At 67.7% G+C, this 21,046-nt stretch carries 19 protein-coding genes and 1 other RNA gene; 6 read left to right on the forward strand and 14 right to left on the reverse strand.

The window, feature by feature from the left end; genetic code table 11:
* Positions 1-273, forward strand: a 273-nt coding sequence (locus tag ASF34_RS23250; protein ID WP_210166715.1) for a hypothetical protein, incomplete at its 5' end; no start/stop codon positions are given.
* Between the two features lie 104 nt (positions 274-377).
* Here ASF34_RS23250 and paoC read toward each other — a convergent pair.
* The 4 genes from paoC to ssrA all read right to left on the reverse strand — a co-directional run bounded on the left by paoC (position 378) and on the right by ssrA (position 4,865).
* Positions 378-2,585: an aldehyde oxidoreductase molybdenum-binding subunit PaoC gene (gene paoC / locus ASF34_RS16860; RefSeq protein ID WP_056162672.1), complete on the reverse strand. Its 2,208-nt coding sequence runs from the start codon at positions 2,583-2,585 to the stop codon at positions 378-380.
* A gap of 3 nt (positions 2,586-2,588) precedes the next feature.
* On the reverse strand, positions 2,589-3,539 hold the full coding sequence (locus ASF34_RS16865) for an FAD binding domain-containing protein (RefSeq protein ID WP_056162676.1): 951 nt from the start codon (positions 3,537-3,539) through the stop codon (positions 2,589-2,591).
* On the reverse strand, positions 3,536-4,171 hold the full coding sequence (gene paoA, locus ASF34_RS16870; protein ID WP_056162677.1) for an aldehyde dehydrogenase iron-sulfur subunit PaoA: 636 nt from the start codon (positions 4,169-4,171) through the stop codon (positions 3,536-3,538). The genes ASF34_RS16865 and paoA overlap by 4 nt, the downstream gene beginning before the upstream one ends.
* A gap of 366 nt (positions 4,172-4,537) precedes the next feature.
* Positions 4,538-4,865: a transfer-messenger RNA gene (gene ssrA, locus ASF34_RS22405) on the reverse strand.
* Between the two features lie 145 nt (positions 4,866-5,010).
* Between ssrA and ASF34_RS16875 the strand changes: the two genes are divergently transcribed.
* A complete protein-coding gene (locus tag ASF34_RS16875) occupies positions 5,011-5,580 on the forward strand; it encodes a ClpP family protease (protein ID WP_056162986.1) in 570 nt (189 codons plus the stop codon).
* Between the two features lie 33 nt (positions 5,581-5,613).
* Here the strand turns inward: ASF34_RS16875 and ASF34_RS16880 are convergent, their stop codons facing one another.
* Both ASF34_RS16880 and ASF34_RS16885 read right to left on the reverse strand, forming a co-directional pair.
* The gene (locus tag ASF34_RS16880) at positions 5,614-8,373 is read right to left on the reverse strand and encodes a molybdopterin-dependent oxidoreductase (RefSeq protein WP_056162680.1); all 2,760 of its coding nucleotides are present in this window, start codon (positions 8,371-8,373) and stop codon (positions 5,614-5,616) included.
* Positions 8,370-9,197 (reverse strand): FAD binding domain-containing protein, encoded by an 828-nt coding sequence (locus tag ASF34_RS16885; protein ID WP_056162684.1) that lies wholly within the window; start codon positions 9,195-9,197, stop codon positions 8,370-8,372. The genes ASF34_RS16880 and ASF34_RS16885 overlap by 4 nt, the downstream gene beginning before the upstream one ends.
* A 170-nt stretch (positions 9,198-9,367) precedes the next feature.
* Here ASF34_RS16885 and ASF34_RS16890 point away from each other — a divergent pair, with 170 nt between their 5' ends.
* Positions 9,368-10,264, forward strand: coding sequence for a DUF6925 family protein (locus ASF34_RS16890; protein ID WP_056162686.1), 897 nt, complete (start codon positions 9,368-9,370; stop codon positions 10,262-10,264).
* On the opposite strand, the gene ASF34_RS16895 is transcribed toward ASF34_RS16890, so the two are convergent.
* From ASF34_RS16895 to ASF34_RS16910, 4 genes are read right to left on the reverse strand one after another with little or no spacing between them, the layout of a single operon-like run.
* Positions 10,261-11,109, reverse strand: coding sequence for an alpha/beta hydrolase (locus tag ASF34_RS16895; RefSeq protein ID WP_056162689.1), 849 nt, complete (start codon positions 11,107-11,109; stop codon positions 10,261-10,263). The two genes, ASF34_RS16890 and ASF34_RS16895, sit on opposite strands and share 4 nt — an antisense overlap.
* The gene (locus ASF34_RS16900) at positions 11,106-11,885 is read right to left on the reverse strand and encodes an ABC transporter ATP-binding protein (RefSeq protein ID WP_056162692.1); all 780 of its coding nucleotides are present in this window, start codon (positions 11,883-11,885) and stop codon (positions 11,106-11,108) included. Before ASF34_RS16900 ends, ASF34_RS16895 begins: the two co-directional genes overlap by 4 nt.
* Positions 11,878-12,723 carry an ABC transporter permease gene (locus tag ASF34_RS16905; protein ID WP_056162695.1) on the reverse strand — a complete coding sequence of 282 codons (846 nt, stop codon included), beginning with the start codon at positions 12,721-12,723 and terminating at the stop codon, positions 11,878-11,880. The genes ASF34_RS16900 and ASF34_RS16905 overlap by 8 nt, the downstream gene beginning before the upstream one ends.
* Positions 12,720-13,667, reverse strand: coding sequence for an ABC transporter substrate-binding protein (locus ASF34_RS16910; protein ID WP_056162988.1), 948 nt, complete (start codon positions 13,665-13,667; stop codon positions 12,720-12,722). The genes ASF34_RS16905 and ASF34_RS16910 overlap by 4 nt, the downstream gene beginning before the upstream one ends.
* A gap of 253 nt (positions 13,668-13,920) precedes the next feature.
* On the opposite strand from ASF34_RS16910, the gene ASF34_RS16915 reads away from it, so the two are divergent.
* The 3 genes from ASF34_RS16915 (at position 13,921) to ASF34_RS16925 (ending at position 16,658) form a co-directional block, all read left to right on the forward strand.
* On the forward strand, positions 13,921-14,823 hold the full coding sequence (locus ASF34_RS16915) for a LysR family transcriptional regulator (RefSeq protein ID WP_056162696.1): 903 nt from the start codon (positions 13,921-13,923) through the stop codon (positions 14,821-14,823).
* Positions 14,824-15,066: 243 nt separating this feature from the next.
* Positions 15,067-15,813 (forward strand): PIG-L deacetylase family protein, encoded by a 747-nt coding sequence (locus ASF34_RS16920; protein ID WP_056162699.1) that lies wholly within the window; start codon positions 15,067-15,069, stop codon positions 15,811-15,813.
* The gene (locus tag ASF34_RS16925; protein ID WP_056162702.1) at positions 15,810-16,658 is read left to right on the forward strand and encodes a glycosyltransferase family 2 protein; all 849 of its coding nucleotides are present in this window, start codon (positions 15,810-15,812) and stop codon (positions 16,656-16,658) included. Before ASF34_RS16920 ends, ASF34_RS16925 begins: the two co-directional genes overlap by 4 nt.
* A 391-nt stretch (positions 16,659-17,049) precedes the next feature.
* Here ASF34_RS16925 and ASF34_RS16930 read toward each other — a convergent pair whose 3' ends face one another.
* The 4 genes from ASF34_RS16930 to ASF34_RS16945 form a co-directional block, all read right to left on the reverse strand.
* Positions 17,050-18,129 (reverse strand): glycosyl transferase, encoded by a 1,080-nt coding sequence (locus ASF34_RS16930; RefSeq protein ID WP_056162704.1) that lies wholly within the window; start codon positions 18,127-18,129, stop codon positions 17,050-17,052.
* The gene (locus ASF34_RS16935; protein ID WP_056162708.1) at positions 18,126-19,241 is read right to left on the reverse strand and encodes a glycosyltransferase; all 1,116 of its coding nucleotides are present in this window, start codon (positions 19,239-19,241) and stop codon (positions 18,126-18,128) included. The genes ASF34_RS16930 and ASF34_RS16935 overlap by 4 nt, the downstream gene beginning before the upstream one ends.
* A complete protein-coding gene (locus tag ASF34_RS16940; protein ID WP_018042271.1) occupies positions 19,234-20,343 on the reverse strand; it encodes a glycosyltransferase family 4 protein in 1,110 nt (369 codons plus the stop codon). Before ASF34_RS16940 ends, ASF34_RS16935 begins: the two co-directional genes overlap by 8 nt.
* Positions 20,344-20,553: 210 nt before the next feature.
* Positions 20,554-20,940, reverse strand: a complete 387-nt coding sequence (locus tag ASF34_RS16945) for a tautomerase family protein (RefSeq protein ID WP_056162991.1) — start codon at positions 20,938-20,940, stop codon at positions 20,554-20,556.
* Positions 20,941-21,046 lie beyond the last annotated feature (106 nt).

Consider the following 21,046-nt stretch of genomic DNA (forward strand, 5'->3'; position numbering starts at 1 on the left):
CCAGCCAATCAGCCGGATCATCCATCCGATCATCGTCCAGAAGACACAAACGCCAGCCCGCCGAACCGAAGTCCCCGCTGGCCGCCGCCGATGAACAGGCTTCTAGAGGCCGCACGCCGAGCCGTCAATGCCAAAATCGCAAAGCTGATCGATTTTCGCGACAAACGCATGACGACACAACATAACTCGTTGCCGGCAAACAAGGATTCCCGCTTCGTGAACCCCGCACCCGCTCGCGGTCTCCAGATTGACCGAGGTCAGGAACCCCTCTGACGTAGAGTGGCACAAGACCGGGGTGGCTCGGCCAATACAATCCCGATGACGCGACGGAAGTCGAAGGCGCGAACGAGACACGCCTTCTATCGACTCCGCTGGTCTCATGCGGCGTCTGGCATCCCGTCAATAAGCTTGTCGAGTGTGAGCGGGTAATCGCGCACCCGTATGCCGGTGGCGTTGTAGACCGCGTTGGCCACCGCCGCGCTGACGCCGCAGATACCGAGTTCGCCCACGCCCTTGGCCTTCATCGGTGAGGAGATCGGATCGGTCTCGTCGAGGAAAATTACTTCCTGATGCGGGATGTCGGCATGGACCGGGACTTCATATCCGGCGAGGTCGTGATTTACGAAGAAACCGCGCCTTGTGTCGACAGCCAACTCCTCCATCAGCGCGGCACCCACCCCCATGGTCATGCCTCCGATGACCTGGCTGCGGGCAGACTTTGGATTGAGGATGCGTCCGGCCGCACAGACCGCCAGCATCCGCCTCACCCTGATCTCCGCCGTGCTCACATCGACGCCGACCTCGACGAAATGCGCCCCGAAGGTCGATTGCTGGTACGTCTTCGAGAGATCGCCGCCGAACTCGATCGTGTCCTCGGCGACGATGTCGCCCGCATTTGCGGCCTCGGCGAGCGGAACGGAGCGGTTGCCCGAGCGGACACGCCCATCCTCGAACACGGCATCGTCCGAATTGAACCCGAGCGACCGCGCCACCGCCTCACGGAGCTTGACGCAGGCCGCGTAGACCCCCGACGTCGAGGAGTTTGCGCCGAACTGGCCACCGGAGCCCGACGAGACGGGGAAGGCGGAATCGCCGAGCCGCACCACGACCCTGTCGAGGCTCAAGCCCATCATCTCGGCAGCCGTCTGGCCGATAATCGTGTAGCTGCCAGTACCAATATCGGTCATGTCGGTCTCGACCGTCACCACGCCCTGGCTATCTAGACGGACGCGCGCCCCCGATTTGACGTTCATGTTATTGCGGAACGCCGCGGCGACACCCATTCCGACGAGCCAGCGCCCGTCACGGACCTGACCGGGCTTGACGACCCGCTTGTCCCATTCGAAGCGCGCCGCGCCCCGGCGGAGGCATTCGATCAGGCTGCGTTGGGAGAACCGGCGCTCTGGCTTCTCGGGATCGACCTGGGTGTCGTTGCGGATGCGGAACTCGACCGGATCGAGACCGAGTTTCTCCGCCATCTCGTCCATGGCGATCTCGAGGACCATCAAGCCGGGCGCTTCGCCGGGCGCGCGCATGGAGTTGCCCTCGGGCAGGTCGAGCATGGCGAGCCGGGTTTGGGTCATGCGGTTGGCGCCGGCATAGAGCAGGCGCGTCTGTTGCACCGCCGCCTCCGGCTTGCCGCCGGGCAGGTTGCCGGACCAGCTCTCATGGCCGATCGCCGTGATCGTGCCGTCCGGCGTCGCGCCGAGGCGGACGCGCTGGATCGTGGCGGGCCGATGCACGGTGTTGTTGAAGCTGAGCGGACGGGTCAGCGCCACCTTCACCGGCCGCTTTGCGGCGCGGGCGCCGAGGGCGGCCAATACCGCTTCCGCCCGCAGGAACAGCTTGCCGCCAAACCCGCCGCCGACGAAGGGCGAGACGAGGCGGACCTTCTCCTTCGGGATGCCGAGGGTCAGGGCCAGATCCCGCGTACCCCAGGCGATCATCTGGTTCGAGGTCCAGACCGTCACTGCGTCGCCGTCCCAGGACGCGATGGACGCATGCGGCTCCATCATCGCATGAGCTTGATCGGGCGTGCTGTAGGTGGCGTCGAGCTGAACCGGGGCAGAGGCGAAGGCCCCGGCGAAATCACCGATGGCGGTGTCGGACGGGGCACCGGCGAGTTTCTCAGGCTTGCCCGTATCCTTCACCGCCGCGAGATCGAACGCGCCTTTGGATTCGGCATAATCGATACGGATGAGGGCCGCCGCTGAACGGGCCTGCTCAAACGTCTCCGCCACGACCAAGGCGACCGCTTGGTGATAATGCTCGATCTCGGGGCCGCCGAGAAGCTTGGCGGCGTTGAGCTTACCCTTGTCGAGGGGGCCGGCATTCTCTGCAGTGACGATGGCGAGCACGCCGCGTGCGGCCCTGGCCTCGTCGAGAACCATCGCCTCGATCCGCCCCTTGGCGATGGTCGCGCCTACGACGAAGCCGTAGACCGCCTTCGATTGCGGATCGTGCCAGTCATAAGCGTAGTTCGCAGTGCCGGTGGTCTTGAAGGGACCGTCGATCCGGTCCGTGGCCTTGCCCACCACTTTCAGCTGATCGATGGGGTTGCGGCCAGCGGGAGTGTCGAACTTCATGGTTCAGGCCCTCGCTTCGGACAGGACGGCACCGAGCGCGCGCTCGGTGAGCTTGAGCTTGTAGGCGTTGTCGTGGGTCGGCTTCGCTCCCGCGAACAAACGCTCCGTCGCGGCCTTGGCGCCTTTCGGCAGCTCGGCCTCAGCGGCCTCGTCGCGCCACGGCTTCGGGGCGACGCCACCGACGGCGATGCGTCCGGTCCCATCGCGCTGGACGATCCCCGCGATGGAGATCAACGCGAAGGCATACGAGGCTCTGTCCCGGACCTTGCGGTATACATGCGTGCCCGAGACCGGCTTCGGCAGAGTCACCGCCGTGATCAGTTCGCCCGGCCGCAAGTTCGTCTCGATCTCGGGCGTGTCTCCAGGCAGGCGATGAAACTCCGCGATGGGGATGGTCCGCGTGTCACCCTTGTCGTTCACGGTCTCCACGTTCGCGTCGAGAACCCGCATGGCCACGGCCATGTCGCCCGGATGCGTGGCGATGCAGGCTTCGCTGGCCCCCACCACCGCGAGTTGGCGACTGATGCCGCCGATGGCCGAGCAGCCGCTTCCAGGCTGACGCTTATTGCAGGGTTGAGCGGTATCGTAAAAATAGGGGCAGCGCGTGCGCTGGAGGAGATTGCCCGCCGTCGTCGCCTTGTTGCGTAACTGGCCGGATGCCCCGGACAGAAGGGCCCGGCTCAGGACTCCGTAGCCGCGCCGAACCCGCAGATCGGCCGCAAGATCGGTGTTGCGCACCAGGGCGCCGATCCGCAGACCGCCCTCCTCCGTCGGCTCGATCGTATCGAGATCAAGGCCGTTGACATCGACGAGATGGGTCGGCGTCTCCACCTGCAGCTTCATCAGATCGAGAAGATTGGTGCCGCCGGCAATGAACTTCGCGCCGGGTACGCGCAAGACGGACGCAGCGGCCTCCGCCGGCGAGGAAGCGCGTTCGTAAGTGAAGGACTTCATGCCTGCCTCCCAGCGACTTCAGTCATGGCGTCCACGATGTTGGAATAAGCGCCGCAGCGGCAGATGTTGCCGCTCATGCGCTCGCGGATCTCGTCCGCGGTAATCGCGGAGGTCGCGTTGAGATCGGCCGTGACGTGGCTTGGGATGCCGGCCTTGATCTCTTCGAGAACCGCGACACCGGAGCAGATCTGGCCCGGCGTACAAAATCCGCATTGATAGCCGTCATGCTTGACGAAAGCGGCCTGCATCGGATGCAGGTTGCCTGGCTTGCCCAAGCCTTCAATGGTGGTGATGGCATCGCCCTGGTGCATGACCGCAAGGGTCAAGCAGGAATTGATGCGTCTTCCATCGACGATCATCGTGCAGGCCCCACACTGGCCGTGGTCGCAGCCCTTTTTGGCACCGGTCAGATGAAGGTGCTCCCGCACGGCGTCGAGGAGTGTGGTGCGCGTATCGATGTCGATCTCATGTGACGTCCCGTTCACCGTGAGCGACACTTTGGATGTCACCGGGTCGGACGTGTTCTCGGTGACCGCCCAGGAAGCGGAGGGACAGACTGTGACGACGGCACTGGCAGAGGCGCCCGCCATCAGATGGCGCCGGTTGAGTTCGAGGTCTTCAGAGCCATACATGGCGTTCTCCCAACCTGATCCATGAGACGTGTAATTCCGTTAGGTCGTGTCGCGGACGTTTGCGCGAGGCTTCGACCAGCCCCCGACAAACGCTCGACGGTGCAGAACTTTCCGTGGTGCCACGAAGTAGCGCAGGCGGACCGTGCAGCCACACCTTGGAAGAATTCCAAATGGTATATGTGCGCACACGCACAGCGCGGTCGTCATTGAGTGGCGGAAGGGAGGGGTGAAATACCGCCAAAGCGGGCGCGAAGAACCCGCATCTCAGGCTATTGAGTATAAAGGCAAAAAAGCAGCCGAAAACGGCAGTGCCGTGGCTGACAAAACAACATCATCGATAATGAGAAGGGTGGGTCCCGGAGCCGAAGCCCCGGGTTCTGTTTCGACGGTTACCCTACCGCAAGATGCTTACGCCGCGAGGCGGGCATCCATGACAACGTTATCGTTGGCATTTAGAGTTTTGGCCAAATACTTGGAACAGGGGTTGCCTGCGCCAAACCGGTCGAGTCCTTACCGACGCTCTCGCGATCCCTTTACCGCCCAGTCGATCCTATTTCGCCCCCATCAGAAACGCATCACGATGCGCTTTTGGTGGAGGCGCCGGAGTACTGCCCTCCGGGTCCTGAAACGTTATTACGAACCGGTCATCAAACGCAGGATCGATATAGAGGCGGTGGGCCGAAAAGTCCAGATCGGCGGCCCTTTGTCTGTCGGATGCCGGATGCCGCTAAGCGGATTTTTTCCCACACCCGGCAACCACATGCGCGGGTGAGGCTTCTCGATCCGGCACGAGGCATGCGGGGATGCGTCCCGATGTGCCTTTCGGCAGAGGATCGATGATGGACAACACACTGCTTTCCGCCCCGGACTTCAAGGGCCCCGCCATTCTGCTGTCGGGACCGGTCGATCACGACATGTACAAGGCTTTCCGGCGCCAACTCGACGCCGCCTCCGGGCTGGACCTCGTGGTGGTCGAACTCACCACCCTCGGCGGCGACCCGGAAGTGGCCCGGATGATGGGCGAAGACATTCGCTTTGCCAGCGAGGTGACGCCGCATCGCCGTTTCGTCTTCCTTGGCAAGGCGGCGATCTACTCGGCTGGCACGACGCTCATGAGTTTCTTCGCGCGTCCGAACCGCTATCTCACGCGCGGTACGCGCCTGATGATCCACGAGCGCAAGATGGCCAGGACCTTGGAGATCCATGGTCCCCTCACCACCTGCATCGCCACCCTCAAGGCGACGTTGCACGAGATCGAGACCTCCATCGAGATTCAGAACGAGGGCTTCGCCAACCTCGTCACCGGCTCGCAGGTCTCCTTGGAGAAGGTCATCGAGAAAGCCCCGTACAATTGGTATATCGAGGCCGAGGAAGCCAGGAGTCTCGGGTTGATCGAGGCGGTCCTTTAGTCACTGACGCGCAATCTCGGAGGCAGGCCTGGATCACACCGACCAGTCCCGATGCCGTGCCGCCTCCATTACCGCGAGGTAGATGCGGTCCGGTGCGAAGGGAGTCGCGGTGAGCCTCGCGCCCGTGGCATCGCGGATGGCGTTGGCGAGCGCGGGCGCGACGGGGTTGAACGGGCTCTCACTCATCGATTTCGCGCCGAGCGGACCGATGCCGTCATAGGTGTCCGCGAACAGGACGCGGGTGCGCGGCACGTCCGCGAAGGCGGGGATATGATAATTGCGGAAGGTCTGCGTAACGACGCGGCCCTCTCCGTCGATCCGCATTGCCTCGTACAGGGCCGCGCCGATCGCCTGCGCGACACCGCCCTCGACCTGGCCGCGGCACTGCATGGGGTTGAGAACGCGGCCGGCATCGGCGGCATGCACGCTGTCGAGGATGCGCACCTCCCCGCTCGACCGATGGACCGCGACCCGGAACCCCTGAACGTTGAAGGCGACGGAACGCGGCGAGCCATCGGCCCTCGCCGCGCGCTCGATGGTTCCACCCGTTAGTATTTCCGCGAAGCCGATCTCGCCGGATGGGGTCGAGACACCGTCTCGGTGCATGCGGCATTCGGAGGGCGCCCCCCCTCCCCTCTCGGCGGCAACCTCGCGAAGGGCCTGGCCTAAGGCGAGGGCGGCCTTCAACGTCGCCTGTCCGGCCACCACGATGCCGGTGGATCCATAGGCCCCGGTATCGTGGCCGACGCGGTCGGTATCGCCGTGGCGCAGGGTGATGCGCTCAGGGCTCGTACCGAGCGCCGAGGCAGCAATCTGGGCGAGGACGGTGGTCGTTCCGTTGCCGAACTCGGCGGTGCCGACATCGAGGTGGTAGTGTCCATCGATTTGAAGCGCGATCCGCGCATCGGCGAAATGCCCGCGCGGCGGGATCGTGTCGATCATCGCCATCGCCATGCCCTTGCCGACGAGCCAGTCACCGGATGGGGTCTCGGCGGGTCCGAGTTCGTCCATGGCGGATGAGACGAGATCGAGGCACTGGTCGAGCCCGTAGCTTCCGTACTGCACGTCATGGGGTTCGAGGCTGTTCGATACCATCGGGTCGCCCGGGCGCACGACGTTGCGGCGGCGCATCTCGAACGGATCCAGCCCGAGGCCGCGCGCCACTTCGTCCATCGCCGATTCCACCGCGAAGATGGTTTGGCTGAGGCCGTAACCCCGGAAGGCACCGCTCGGCAGGGTGTGCGTGTAGACCGCGTAGCCGTCGACGCGTTTGTTGGGACAGCGATAGACGCCGATCACCTCGTTGCAGCCGTGATGAATCACGCCGCCGGCATGGTTGCCATAGGCGCCGGTGTTGGAGACCACATGCAGCGCGATGGCCGTCAGGGTGCCGTCCTGGCGGGCGCCGATCTTGATCGTCACCCGCATCGGATGGCGGGTGGTCGTGGCGGTGAACTGCTCCTGCCGGGTCATTTCCCACTTCACCGGGCGACCGGTGGCGAGCACCGCCAGGGCCACCAGATCCTCGGTGAGCATCTCCTGCTTGCCGCCGAAGCCGCCGCCGACCCGGCCGCAGAACACGCGTACGGCATCCCGCTCCAGGCCGAACAGGTTCGCCAGCGCGTCGCGGGTGAGGAACGGCGTCTGTGTGCTCGAGCGGATGACGAGGCGTCCGTCCTCGTCGCGCCAGCCGACGGCCCCGTGAGTCTCGAGATGGGCGTGCTGGACCCGCTGGGAATCGTAGGCCGCCTCGTGGACGAAGTCCGCCTCGGCAAACCCCGCCGCCACGTCGCCGACCTCGCCATGCACCTCGGCGGCGAGGTTGGGATGGGAGAGGCGCGGCGGCGCATCTTCGCCGGGCTGATCGGCGCCGTCATGAACCAAAGGCGCGTCCGGCCGCAGGGCCTCGTCCGGATCGAACACCGCGTCGCGGATCTCGTAATCCACGGTCAGCGCCGCGCAACCGGCCTCGGCCGCGGCTTCGCTCGTCGCCACCACCGCCGCCACCCGCTGACCGACGAAGCGGAGGATCGGATCGAGCACCCGCGTATCCGGGGCGTCGTCGAGGGGATTCTCGTGCCGCCCGGTGGAGAACCGTCCGGCGGGAGCATCGTCGTGGGTGAAGACCGCCACCACACCCGGCACGGCCAGAGCTCCCGCCCGGTCGACCCGCAGGATGCGGGCATGGGCATGAGGCGAGCGCAAGACCTTGAGATGAAGCAGGTCCGGTACGGCCAGATCGAAGGTGAAGGCTGCGCTGCCCGAGACGATCCGAGGCCCGGCAGGGGCCGGGATGCTGCGCCCGCACGGGTCGTCGCGCCTATCCTCCGGCCGTTCCACGCGCGCTACGCCCGCCACGGCGTCGGCGATGGCGCCGTAGCCGGTACAGCGACACAGATTACCCTTCAGGGCGGTGGCGAGATCGCCGATCTGCCCCTGGTCCAGAGCCGCTGCGGTCATGATCATGCCGGGGGTGCAGAACCCGCACTGGTAACCCTGGGCGCCGAGAAAGGCCGCCTGCATGGGATGAAGTGGCTGCGTGCCCCCCTCCCCCGGCCGACAGGGGCCGCCGAGGCCTTCGATGGTGGTGACGCTGCGCCCCTCGGCACGGAAGGCGGGCAGCAGGCAGCTATGCACCGGCTCCCCGTCGAGATGCACCGTGCAGGCGCCGCAATCCCCCGCATCGCAGCCCTTCTTCACCCCGAACCAGCCGAGTTCGCGCAGCATCGTGCGCAGGCATTGGCCCGGACGTGGGGACGCATCCTGCTCGTGTCCGTTGACGTGCAGGATCATGCGCGGCCCTCGTTCTCGAACGCGCGCCGGATCTCTTCGGCGAGGGTGAAGGTCATGTGCCTGCGCCAATCCGGCGTGCCGTGAACGTCGTCGTGATACAGGGCCACCGGAACCGCCTCGGTGATCGAGGCGGCCAGGACCGCCGCATCGGGGAGCGTCGGGAACATCAGGCGCAGCGGGCGGCGCGTGGAGGCCGTGATCGTGAGCGCGAAGGCGCCGTTGGAATCCAGGGTGCCGATCAGCAGGGCGCCGGAGCGTCCGTTGGGGCTCAGGGAAACCTGGCGGAAGGCGGTCCGGCGCTTCAGCGCGGCCAGGGGAAGATCGATGCGCCGCAGGATTTCGCCGGGTGCCAGCGACGTACATTGCGATCCGAGGACGAGATCGGTGATGGCGACCTCGCGCTCGTCTCCCTCCGGTGTCCAGACCAGGCAGGTTCCCTCCAGGGCGGTGGCGAGCGCGATCATCGGCGCGGCCGGCAGGGCGAGGCAGACGTTGCCTCCCACGGTGGCCATGTTCCAGATCTTGAACGATCCGAGCAGCGCCCGGCAGCATTGCGCGAAGAGGGGAGCAGCGCTCCACGATGCGGGCAGATCGAGCCGGAACAGCTCGGCGATGGTACAGGTCGCGGCGAGCGAAAGGCCCCGTTCGCTCACCTCATGAGCCTGCCAGCCGAGGCTCGAGAGATCGACGAGGCGGCGCAGGCGCGGCTGAGGCTCGGAGAACAGCCACGTCCCTCCGGCCAGCCAGGCATCGCCGTCCCGCCACCCGGAGAGGTCGGAGCGGTTCCGCGGCACGGCGACGGAGCCGATCGAGTTCAGGTCCATCGTTGGAATCCAGGGTCGAGCACGCGGCGAGATTGCCCGGTCGGGAGGGTGATGGGAAGCTCGCGGGCGAAGCGAGGGCACCCGTGCTTGGGGCAAAGTCAGAGGAGCAAAATCAATGCCGCCCGGAATCGCATCTCGCGCGCTTCGGTCCGCCCCGCTAAGCTGCGGCGATGGAGCATGAAGCCGTCGCGAGTCTTCTGGCGAGCGCCCTCGACGATCCGTTCACGACATGGAGCCTCGGCAGTTTCGGCGCCGTCGCGAGCTTGCTTTGCGAGCCGGAGGAGGTGGCGATGCCCTTGGCCGATGCCCGGATGGGGTTCGTCACGGCGCGGGGGGCCATCGCCCTCGCCCCCGCCACCCTGCTTCGTCCCGTGGCCTACGAGACCGGCTTCGCCTTCGGCTGGAACCATGCCCTGGCCCTGTGCCTGCCGCGCGACGCCTGCGCCATGGGACGAAGGTCCGTCGTCACCGAACTCGGGCCGGATCGCGAGGCCGCCGGGATCGGGCATCGCGACCATATCCTGTTCGATCTGGGCCTGAACCTGCTGGCCGTGGATGCCTGTATCCGGACCGGCGACCCCGCCCTCATCGATCTCCTCCGCAGCCGAGCCGGGCGGGAAATCTTCAATCCCGACAATAAGATCGCGGCGCAGCTCGTCGCGGCCGGCCCTCATCGCGTCTTCGTCACCCGGATCGGGCGGATCGAGGTGTTCACTCCGATCCGGGCCGATCCCAACTCCGGCTCTGTCGGTCCGCGGACGCACATCCTGCCGCACATCCTGCGTCTGGGACGGACCCACCCCGCCACGGCGCCGATCCCCTCCGGCTGGGTGCCCTGCGGTGCGATTCATCCACCACACCCGTGCAGGGATGGTGCGGGTAGAAGAATTTCCTTTCAGCGCGCGCGTTACGAGGCTTTCCAGGCGCTGCTCGCGCGCTGGGGCGACCCGGACCTGGTCGCGGCGAAGCACGCAGCGATCCGTGGGGAGGCCGTGGTCGGACGGTTCGCCAGGAGCGCACGGCGGGCGGCCGAGGCACAGGAAGCGTGCCTGCGCGGCGAGGTCTAGGGGCTCGTCCCGGCGAGCTTCACGGCGAGGGCGGTCAGTGCCCCGTCCGGGCGGATCAACTCGTCGAGGATCGAGAAATGGTCGTGGCCGGGCAGTTCGGCGACGGTCGAGGCATTGCCGGCGCACCGCCACGCGTCGTCGTAATCAGCGGAATGCCGCCGCAATTCGGGCAATTCGTTCGATCCGCACACGATGGCGAGGGGCTTATCCGAATGCGTCACCTGCCGGATCGGCGAGAGGGCTTCGATTTCCGCATCGGTCAGGTGCAGACGGTCGTCGAGCTCGGTGTGCCGGATCGGCTCCAGATCGAACACGCCGCTGATGGCCAGGCCCGCATCGACCTCGGGCCACGCCATGGCGAGGGCCGCGAGATGCCCGCCGGCCGACCAGCCCGAGACGACGAGGCGACGGCGCCCCCTCCCCTCCTGCAGACCGCGCAGGAACACCAGCGCCGCCCGGATCTCGGCGGCGATCTCGGTGAGGCTGGCCTCCGGCGCCAGGGTATATCCCACCAATCCCACATCGAGACCGTGACGCGACGGTCCTTCGGCCATGCAGGCGAAATCCTGGCGCGTATTCCTGATCCAATAGCCGCCATGGATGAAGACGAGGAGCGGCGCATCCTCCGCCCCGCTCCGGAACAGGTCGATCCGGTTTCGCTCGGCCGGCCCATAGGGGAGGTCGAGCTCGCGGGGGTGGAGCGCGCGAAACGCGGTGCTCCGGGTCCGCCAGCCGGACAGTCGGGCGGCGCTGTCGGCGACGGCGCCGGTATTGTCGTAGGCGCGGGTCAGGGTCTCGCGGTCCATCCGGCGCCAGTCGCCGGATCGCGACTCCGTGCCGATCATGCGGCCACGGGGGCGTGGTGGCTGTGGAGCTGGGCCGACAACATCCGGCGCACGTCGTTGAAGGCCGGGCTCGACACGTCGCGGCGGCGGGCGAGGTCGATGCCGTGGATCGCGTCGATCCGGCCGGGGCTCGGGGACATGACCACGACCCGGTCGGCGAGGAAGATCGCCTCCTCGATGGCATGGGTCACGAACAGCACCGTCAACCCGGTGCGGCTCCACAGGTCGAGGAGCTCGTCCTGCAGCCGCTCGCGGGTCATGGCGTCGAGCGCCCCGAACGGCTCGTCCATGAGGACGATTTCGGCATCGTTCGCCAGCACCCGCGCGATGGCGACCCGCTGTTTCATGCCCCCGGAGAGCTGGTGCGGATGGGCGTCGGCGAAGCGCTGCAGCCCGACGAGGGCGATGTAGCGCTCCACCGTGTCGCGGATTTCCGCCGCCGGCCGACCGCGCGATTTCGGGCCGAAGCCGATATTGTCCCTCACGGTGAGCCAGGGGAACAGGCCGTAATCCTGGAACACCATGCCCCGGCTCGGGCCGGGGCCTTCGATGGGCTTGCCCCACATCAGAGCCTCGCCGGCGGTGGCGGTTTCGAAACCGGCGACGATGCGGAGCAAGGTGGACTTGCCGCAGCCCGAGGCGCCGAGCAGGCAGATGAACTCGCCCTTGGCCACGGTGAGGTTGGCGCCGCTGAGCGCCTGGACCGTGCGGCCCTGGACGGCGAAGGATTTCGACACGCCGCGAATGTCGAGGATCGGCACGGTGGGCTCAGCCATGGGAGGGGCTCCAGGCAAGAAGGCGCTGGCCGACCAGCATCACGGCCCGGTCGCAGACGAAGCCGGCGACGCCGATGACGATCATGCCGCAGATCACGATCTCGGTGCGCGAGAGTTGCCGCGCCTCCATGATGATCGCGCCGAGGCCGGTGGGAACGCCGGTCATCTCGCCGACGACGATCACCACCCAGGCGAAGCCGAGGCCGAGGCGCAGACCGGTGAAGATGGACGGCAGGGCCGCCGGCAGGAGGACACGGGCGAACTGCGCCGACCCCCGGCAGCCGAGCATGGCGGCGGCCTCGAACAGGCGCGGCTCCACCGAGCGGACCCCAAAGATGGTGTTGACGAGAATCGGATAGAACGCGCCGAGGAAGACGAGGAAATAGGCCGAGCGTGGGCCGAGGCCGAACAGGATCATCGCGAGGGGCAGCCAGGCGGTCACCGGCACCGGGCGCAGGATCTGCAGCGTCGGATCGAGGATCTGGCGCATGAGCGGAACCCGGCCGATGAGCAGGCCGAGGGGCACGGCCGCCAGGGCCGCGAGGCTGAACCCGCCGAAGACGCGGGCGAGCGAGGCGCCGAGATGCGAGAGCAACGTGCCGCTGAAGGCGTCGCCCTCCGGTCCGCCGATGGCGAGATCCACCATTGCCGCCCAGACCTCAGAGGGCGGCGGAATCAGGCTGTAGGGCTTGCCGACCGTGAGAAGATGCCAGGCGATGCCCATCGCCAACGGCAGGGCGAGCGCGATCAGCGCCTGCTTGAGGCTCGCGAAGCTCGGAAGCGCGCGGCGCGTCGCTACCTCCGGCACCACCGGGGCGGAAACCGCCGGGGCGCTCACGAATCCCTCATCGCATCGACGAAACGGGTATCGATGAAGGTCGAAAAATCGGGAAGGCGCTTGATCTGCCGGGCCGCCAGCATGTGTTCGGAATAGGCCTTGGCCTGTTTGACTTCGGTCTCGCCGAGCTTCCACTTGAACTCGACATTGGGCACGGAGAGCTCGATGGCCTCTCGCTTCTGGCCGAGCTTCTGCACCGCCATCGCCACGGTGGCGTCGCGGTTACTTTGCGCGAAATCCGACCCCTTGCGGTGGATCTCCAGCATGGTCTTCACCACCTCCGGCCGCTCGGCCAGCGTGTCGCGATGGGCGCCGAACACCATGTTGAGGGAGCCCATCTCGGTCCCGTAGGGATACTCGACCAGGGTGCCGATGCCGGTGGAGAGGCTGACGCCGGGCGCCGGTTCGGCGCCGACATAGGCGTCGACGTCGCCGCGCGCGAGGGCGATGTGCATCTCGCTGAAGGAGATGCGGACCGGCGTGATGTCCTTCACGCTCACGCCCTCCATGCGCATGCGTTCCAGGGCAAAGACCTCTTGGGTCGAGCCGGGCCAGATCGCCACGCGCTTGCCCTTGAGGTCGGCGACCTTCTCGATGCCTGACCCGGTCTTGGCGATGATGGCCATTCCGCGGTTGCAGGTTGAAGCGATGACCACAATGGGCTCGCCGGCCGCGGCGCCCAGGGTGCCGGCGGCGATGCCGAACGTTCCGAAATCCACCGATTTCGTCACCACCGCATTCTTGCACTCGGTGGGGCTCTCGAACGGGATCACCTCCACGGTGACGCCGGGCGGCGCGAACTGGGCATAGAAATACGGGGCGATGGAATGGATCAGCTTCAGCGATCCCATCCGGATCACGATGGGCGTCTCGGCCCGTAGCACCGACGGTGCGGCGACGAGGCCGGCGCCGAGGCCGGCGAGGAAGGTGCGACGACGAATCATCTGAGCCGGCTCCGACATGATGTGAACCCGGACAGGGTATGTCGGGAGGCTGTTGCAAACGAGTGCTGGTTATCGACTATGGTGTTGCGGACTTCGCAACACACGGCGTAGTTGGTGACCGCGTCTTAGTGATCGTCCGCCGCGAGCATGTTTGAGTAGTTTATCCAAGGCCTGAACCTCATCCTGAGGTGGTCGGCTTGGATGATCGATTTCGGCGTGAGCATCCGCTGTGACATCCGATCGAACAGGCCCCATGAAGCATTTGCGGACCCTCACCTACGTTTCCGAGGTGGCCCGGCGCGGCTCGATCCGCCGGGCGGCGGAGGCCCTGAACATCGCCCCCTCGGCGCTCACGCGGCAGATCCAAGACCTCGAATACGAACTCGGGACACCGATCTTCGAGCGTCTGGCGCAGGGAATGCGCCTCAACGCGGCCGGCGAGTTGCTGGTGCGCCATATCCGGGATCAGGTCGCGGACATGGAGCGCGTCCGCTCGCAGATCGCCGACCTGTCCGGCGTGCGGCGCGGCCATGTGGCGCTGGCCTGCAGCCAGGCCTTCGTGAACCAGATCGTGCCGGATGAGGTACGGGCCTACCGGGCTCGCTTTCCCCTCGTCTCGTTCACGGTCCAGGTGCGCGACCACGCCCAGGCGGTGGCGGCCCTCATCTCCTTCGAGGCCGATCTCGCCCTGGTGCTGCAGCCGCCGCCCTCGGTCGATCTCCACGCCCTGTTCACCTGCCGGCAGACGCTCTGCGTGGTGATGCGCGCCTCGCACCCCCTAGCCCGAGAGGACGGGCCCGTCCGGCTCCGCGAATGCCTCACCCACCCCCTCGCTTTGCCCGACCGGTCGCTGGCGATCCGCCATCATCTCGACGATGCGCTGGCGCGGCGGGGTACGCCGTTTCGCCCGGCCGTCGAATCGAGCTCGCTCGAATTCCTGCGCAACCTCGCCCTGCGCGAGGATGTGGTGAGCCTGCAGGTGCCGAGCGGCATCCCCAACGACCAGCGCCTCGTCAACCGGCCCATCGACGAGCGCGACCTCTCACCGATGACCCTGATTCTCGGCCAGCTGCGCGGGCGGATGCTACCCGTCGCGGCCGCGAAATTCGCCGACGGCCTCGCCGCGAGCCTCAACGACCGCTACGGCGCGGCCTGACTTGTTCAGGCGGCATTCCGGTTCGACAGGTTAGGAGTTGCGCAGTCACCGGCGCGGGTTTGACCCAGCATGGTCCTCATCCTGAGGTGCCGTAGCGAAGCGGAGGCCTCGAAGGAGACATCCAGGGATCGCCGCGCGAGCTGGAGGTCTCCTTCGAGGCCGCTTCGCGGCACCTCAGGATGAGGATCGCGGATGGGGCGACCGTGTCCAGTCGCGGGTTTTTCGAAGGGTTGATTCCCACTCATGCATGCCGACGCCTTTCTCACCGCCGCCGAGACCCTCCCCGTGGCGGATCTCGATGCCCTCACCGATGGTGGCGGGCTCGTCGTCGTCGCCCCGCACCCGGATGACGAGAGCCTCGGATGCGGGGGCCTGATCGCCGAGGCCTGCGCGCGCGGGCGCGAGGTGCGGCTCGTCATCGTCAGCGACGGCTGCGGGTCGCACACCCATTCCGCCCTCTATCCGCCGCTCCGCCTCCGGGCTTTGCGTGAGGAAGAGACGCTGGAAGCGGTGGCGGCGCTCGGCCTCGCGCCCGCCAAGGTCACGTTCCTGCGCCTGCCCGATGCGGGGGTGCCGAGCAGCGGGCCCGAAGCCCAGGCAGCGGCGGATGTGGTGGCGTCCGTGGCCCGGGAGAGCGGGGCCGGCGCCGTCTGCGTGACCTGGGCGCACGATCCCCATTGCGATCATCAGGCGGCGGCCGCCATCGTGAGGCTCGCCCAGCCGAAGCTCGGGGCGACGAAGGCCTTCGCCTATCCGGTCTGGGGCTGGACCCTGCCGCAGGGCACAGAAGTCGGCGTTCCTCCGTCGGGCTACCGCCTCGATGTCAGCGCGCATGTGGCGGCCAAAGCGCGGGCGGTGGCGGCGCATCGCTCGCAGACCACCGACCTCATCTCCGACGACCCGACGGGTTTTCGCCTCGCGCCGGAGATGATCGCGCGCTTCCTCGGCCCCTACGAGATCTTCGTCGCGATGCCGGCGGACGCCGCGTGAGCGCCACCGTCATCACCCTGAACAAGGGCCGCGACGCGCATCTGGCGCGCCTGCTCGAAGGGCTCGGCCGGGGCACGCCTCCGGCGGAATGCATCGTGGTGGAGATGGGGGCGACCCCCGCCCCCCTCCCCAATCACGGCTTTCCCATCCGCCGCATCGAGTTGCCGAGCACGGGCCTGCCCCTAGCCCGTGCCCGCAATGCCGGGCGCCGCGCGGCCTGCGGCGATCACCTGATCTTCCTCGATGTGGACTGCATTCCCTCGGGCGATCTCGTCTCGAGCCTCGACGGGGATCTTGGGCGAGCCGACGGGCTGATCTGCTGCGAGGTGAGCTACCTGCCGGCGCGGGCCGTCGACGACGGCTGGACCGAGGCGGGGTTGCGCGCCGTGGGGCATACCCATCCGGTGCGCAGCTTCCCGGCTGCGGGCCTCGCCCGCACCGACAATCCCGGCCTGTTCTGGTCCCTGGCCTTCGGCGTCCGGGCCACGACCTTCGACCGGATCGACGGGTTCGACGAGGCCTTCGACGGCTACGGCGCCGAGGATACCGACCTCGCCTTCCGGGCCGATGCCGCCGGCATCCCGATCCTGTTCAGCGCGGGCGGCCACGCCTTCCACCAGTATCACGGGGCCTTCGACCCGCCGCTCCAGCATTTTTCCGACATCATCGCCAACGCCACCCGGTTCCACGCCCGCCACGGGCTCTGGCCCATGGACGGCTGGCTCGATGCCTTCGCGCGCCTGGGGTTGCTGCCGCCGACATGGCGCGAGGCGCCGACGATCCTGCGCATGCCGACAGCGGACGAGATGGACGCCGCGCGGGTGCCGCTGGACCGGCCTTTTTAGGTGTTTGCGCGGAGACCCCGTGGAGGCTTTGCTCTTGGACGTTGAAACCAAGGGCATCCCAACCAATCCACCTCATCCTGAGGTGCCCTTTGCCTCGGCAAAGGGCCTCGAAGGAGCCCTCCAGAACCCATCACGATCCCTGGAGGCCTCCTTCGAGGCCGCTCCGCGGCACCTCAGGATGAGGTAAGAGCTTGGAGTAACAGATCAAACAGGGTCGTGGACGTAGAAGCCAAGCGCATCCCACCCACTCCACCTCATCCTGAGGTGCCGGAGCGCAGCGGAGGCCTCGAAGGAGCCCTCCAGAACCCACCGGGATCCCTGGAAGCCTCCTTCGAGGCCGCTACGCGGCACCTCAGGATGAGGTCATGTCTTGGAGCGACACCTCGAACAGTCACTCAATCAGAGGCGCGCGTCGGCGCTCGATGCCCGCGATGACCTCTTCGATGATCGCGACCGTACGGCCGATGGCGTCGGCTTGAACCAACCCGCCGATCACGGACGGATCGAGGGCGAGGCCCGCCTGGATCAATGCCGGCCATTCCGAGGCGTCCGGCCATGCGGTGCGGACGATGGCCGCGCCGAGAGCCGCCAGGGATTCCGCCTTCGCCGTCTGCTCGTCGAAGGCGCGGGGTTCCGGCAGGCAGAGGAAGCGCTTGGCCCGTGTCGCCACCGCCGCGACGACGCCGTCGCCGCCGCCGCCGACCACGAGGGCGGCGCGGTCGAGATAGGGGCCGGTCTCGGCGACCCAGCCGTGGAGATGCAGGTTCGGCGGGGCGTCGGTCGCGAGAGGCTCCACCGGACCGAGAACGTGCCACTGCCGGTCGGGGACGGCGCGGGCCGCCGCCGCGAGGTCGGAGGCCGAGCCGCCGGTCCCGCCCCGCCCGTAGATCACCGCGATGGAACCGTCATCGGGCGCGGCCGCCTTGGGAGCATCGGCCAGGAAGCCGGCATAGAGGGTCTTCGCCCGCACCCAGTCCGGCGTTCCGGCCGTTTCGATCTCGGGCGGGTTGAAGGCGAGGAGGCGCTCGGCCGAGCGGAAACCTTCGAGATGCGGAATATCGGTGCGGTTCCCGGCCAGGCGCACCACCAGGGTCGGCACCGACAGGAGCCGCGCGAGGAGCGTCACCTCCACCGACACGTCGACGATGAGCAGGGCCGGATCGGTCTTCGCCATCCAGGCGGCGAGCCTCCCCATCCGGGCACGGATGCGGTCGATCCCGACGGGGACATAATGGAAGCAGTCCGGCCGGATCGCCTCGCCGTCCTGGCCGTCGAATCCGGTGAGCCGGTCGTCGGGCAGGTCGAGGATCGCGCCGTTGGCGGTCGAGGTGTCGATGTCGGCCAGGGTGCCGATGAGGGTCACGGGCCGGTCCAGGCGGGCGGCGATGAGATTCGCGCGCTGCCAGTGACCGGCACCCTGATGATGGACGTAGTAGCCGACGGGACGCCGGCTCGTCGCGGCCTCGCTCACGCGACGCGCGCCCTGGGCCTGTCGATCAACCGGGCGAGCAAGGCGTCGAGCCCCGCGATGGCCTCGTCAAGGGGGACATGGGCCGGCTCCGGCCCGATCTCGCCGACCCGCTCTCCCACGCGCTCGGCGAAGGCGATGGCGTTGACGCAGGTTGCCGGTGCGATCGCGGCGATGTCCTCGGCCGATACGCCGAGCGCGCGCAAGCCGGCTTCCGGCCCGCCCTTGGCGGTCCAGGCGAGGCGGAACGCGCGCTGACGCTCGATCACGGCGAGCCAGTGGCTCGCCGGCGGCAGGAGGTAATCCTCCTCGCCCGCGACGACGCGGGCGCGGCGGGCCATCTCGGTGGCCATCCCGCCGGTGACGCGGCCGGTGCCGCGATCGGAGACGGAGATCGAGACACGGGGGCAATGGCGCACGCGGCCGCCCGCGAGGCGGACCTTGGCGACAAGCGCGTTGTCCTCGCCGCAGGGAATCGCGGGCAGCCCCCCGACCTCGCGGTAGAGCGCGGCACGAAGCGCGAGGCTCGCCGCCACGTGGTCGCCGTGGCGGGGCGCCGGATCGTGGGCGGGGGGATCGATGGCCTCTTCCAGCGCCCGCACCGCGACCCAGTAGCGCTCGATCCGGCGATGCAGCGCGTGGATCTCCGGGTCCCGGTTCTCGCTCTCCTCCGTCTCGATGACGAGGCGGCCGCCCACGAGTTCGGCATGCTCCAGGGCCGCCAGATTGGCGCGCGCCCAGCCGGGCGCGGCGACGGCATCCGCATCGGTGCTGAGGAGGACGGCATCCTCGACGCCATCGGAATCCAGCCAGTCGGCCCCGGCATCGAGCGCCATCCGGCGGGCCGTGCCCACATGGGCCACCTCGCGCGGCACCACGGCCTCGATCACCCGGAGGTCGAGATGGCGCGTCTCGCCGTTGCGCTCCATCTCGCGGATCAGCGACACGGTTTCGTCGGTGCAATTGTTGGCCAGGATCACGACGCGCAGCAGCGCGCCGTCTCCCGAACCGATCTGCCGGTCGAGGGAGCGCACGAGGCGCGGCATCACCTCGGCCTCGTTGCGGGCGGGCACGCAGACGACGGCCCGGCCGAGGGAAAGCGGGCTGTTACGCATTGTCGAGCAGGGGTGCGCGAGCGCCGGCCGGGACCGGACGGACGGAGACGGGGGTCGACCAGCGGCGGATTTCGGCATGGTACATCGCCTCGTAGCGGTCGGTCATGGTGTCGGCGTCGAAGAGGTGCTCGGCCCGGCGGCGGCAATCGTGCCGGTCGAGGCGGATGGCGCGGGACAACGCCCGCCCGAGATCCACCGGATCGTCGGCCTGGGCCAGAACGCCCGACGTCTCGTCCAGGATGTCGGGGATGGCGCCACGGGCGAAGGCCGCCACCGGCGTGCCGCAGGCCAGGAACTCGGCCAGCACCAGGCCGAACGGCTCCTCCCAGCGCGGCGTGCACAGGGCCACATGGGCCTCGCCGACGCGGCGGGCGAGTTCGGCATGGCCGAGATGGCCGAGATAGGTGATGTCCGGGCCGAGGCGGGGCGCGATCTCCGCGTCCCAATAGGCGCGGTTGCTCTGCGGACCGGCGAATTTCAGGGGGATGCCGGCGACGCGGGCGGCATCGATGGCCAGATGCGGCCCCTTCTCGGGCACGAGGCGTCCCATCCAGATCGCATGGGGCTCGCCCTTGGGGACGGGCGAATAGGCGAAGGCGTCGAGATCGATGCCGTTGCCGATCACCAGCGGCTCGTCGAGGAAGGGCAGCCACTCGCGCGCCAGGGATTCCGAGACGGCGGCGAAGGTCATGTCGTCCGCCCGCGCCTTCACGCCGCGCACGAAGGGCTCGAAGGGCGGCGTGTGCAACGCCGTCACCATCGGCGCGCCGAGATCGCGGGCGCGCAGCAACGGCAAGTAATGCAGGCTGTTGTTGTGGATGATGTCGAAGTCGCCGCGCGCCACATCCGCCACCATCGCCTCGTAGGCGGCGAGTTCGGCGCGGTCGATCCGCAGTCCGGACTCGTCGTCGACGGCACTGCCCGTGGGCGGGCAGACCGCCTTGAGGCAGCCACGCGCGTCCGACCCTTCGGACGCGTAGAGCGTCACGCTGTGGCCGCGGGCACGCAGGGTGCTCGCGAGCAGATGCGTGTGCATCTCGAGCCCTCCGGAAAAGGGCTGGGCGATGGGGTATTTGAGGTGAGCGAGGAGGGCGATCTTCACGGGGCTGCAGACATCACTTCTCGAGTGTCCTACGCCGCGAGTGACGCGGCCGACGGACACTGGAGTGCCACCACGGTCTCGTTCGACGCGACAGTGAGGCCGACGTAGACCTCTACCGTGTCCATTTAGGGCGCCGCAGGTGAACGCCGACAGAACGACCTCGTCGATATCGCGATTGTCCGAACCCGTACCGTTCCGGCAGGCGCGCTTTTAGCGCGTGAGCCGCCGGTGCTCCTGCGTCAGGCCGTCGTAGCCCCAGGCATCGGCCGCGATCTCCTGGACCACCACATAGGTGGCGAGCGGCAACCCATCACCCAGCACCCGATGCAGCAGGGCGTTGGCCTCGGCGATGAAGCGGGCCTTCTCCTCGGCGTCATTGGTGCCGGCGGTGATGGCCGCCTGGACATGCGCCGCGACTTCGACCGGCCGCCCTCCCACCTGCCAGCCGGACGCGGGCACCTCCTCGACGAGCACGGCCGTGAGATCCGGGTTCTTTCCCAGAATGTCGGCCATGAGCGCCGTCACTCCGCTCTGCAGGCGGCCGACCCGATCCGCCCCGATGCCCGACCCTGCGATTGTCACATTCACGAACGGCATGACGCTCTTCTCCTCGCTCCATCGCGAAGGATCCGCGATTGACGAGACGAGCATGCCGCGACAGGATCGTTCGGAAAATCTCGTAATTCCGAACCGATCGTTTGGC

It is taken from the genome of Methylobacterium sp. Leaf106, assembly GCF_001422895.1.
Taxonomy (GTDB): Bacteria; Pseudomonadota; Alphaproteobacteria; order Rhizobiales; family Beijerinckiaceae; genus Methylobacterium; species Methylobacterium bullatum.

Excerpts from the sequence above, each read along its gene's own strand:
- paoC (WP_056162672.1), bottom strand. The coding sequence starts at position 2,585 with ATGAAGTTCGACACTCCCGCTGGCCGCAACCCCATCGATCAGCTGAAA.
- ASF34_RS16865 (WP_056162676.1), bottom strand. The coding sequence starts at position 3,539 with ATGAAGTCCTTCACTTACGAACGCGCTTCCTCGCCGGCGGAGGCCGCT.
- paoA (WP_056162677.1), bottom strand. The coding sequence starts at position 4,171 with ATGTATGGCTCTGAAGACCTCGAACTCAACCGGCGCCATCTGATGGCG.
- ASF34_RS16875 (WP_056162986.1), top strand. The coding sequence starts at position 5,011 with ATGGACAACACACTGCTTTCCGCCCCGGACTTCAAGGGCCCCGCCATT.
- ASF34_RS16880 (WP_056162680.1), bottom strand. The coding sequence starts at position 8,373 with ATGATCCTGCACGTCAACGGACACGAGCAGGATGCGTCCCCACGTCCG.
- ASF34_RS16885 (WP_056162684.1), bottom strand. The coding sequence starts at position 9,197 with ATGGACCTGAACTCGATCGGCTCCGTCGCCGTGCCGCGGAACCGCTCC.
- ASF34_RS16890 (WP_056162686.1), top strand. The coding sequence starts at position 9,368 with ATGGAGCATGAAGCCGTCGCGAGTCTTCTGGCGAGCGCCCTCGACGAT.
- ASF34_RS16895 (WP_056162689.1), bottom strand. The coding sequence starts at position 11,109 with ATGATCGGCACGGAGTCGCGATCCGGCGACTGGCGCCGGATGGACCGC.
- ASF34_RS16900 (WP_056162692.1), bottom strand. The coding sequence starts at position 11,885 with ATGGCTGAGCCCACCGTGCCGATCCTCGACATTCGCGGCGTGTCGAAA.
- ASF34_RS16910 (WP_056162988.1), bottom strand. The coding sequence starts at position 13,667 with ATGATTCGTCGTCGCACCTTCCTCGCCGGCCTCGGCGCCGGCCTCGTC.
- ASF34_RS16915 (WP_056162696.1), top strand. The coding sequence starts at position 13,921 with ATGAAGCATTTGCGGACCCTCACCTACGTTTCCGAGGTGGCCCGGCGC.
- ASF34_RS16920 (WP_056162699.1), top strand. The coding sequence starts at position 15,067 with ATGCATGCCGACGCCTTTCTCACCGCCGCCGAGACCCTCCCCGTGGCG.
- ASF34_RS16935 (WP_056162708.1), bottom strand. The coding sequence starts at position 19,241 with ATGCGTAACAGCCCGCTTTCCCTCGGCCGGGCCGTCGTCTGCGTGCCC.
- ASF34_RS16945 (WP_056162991.1), bottom strand. The coding sequence starts at position 20,940 with ATGCCGTTCGTGAATGTGACAATCGCAGGGTCGGGCATCGGGGCGGAT.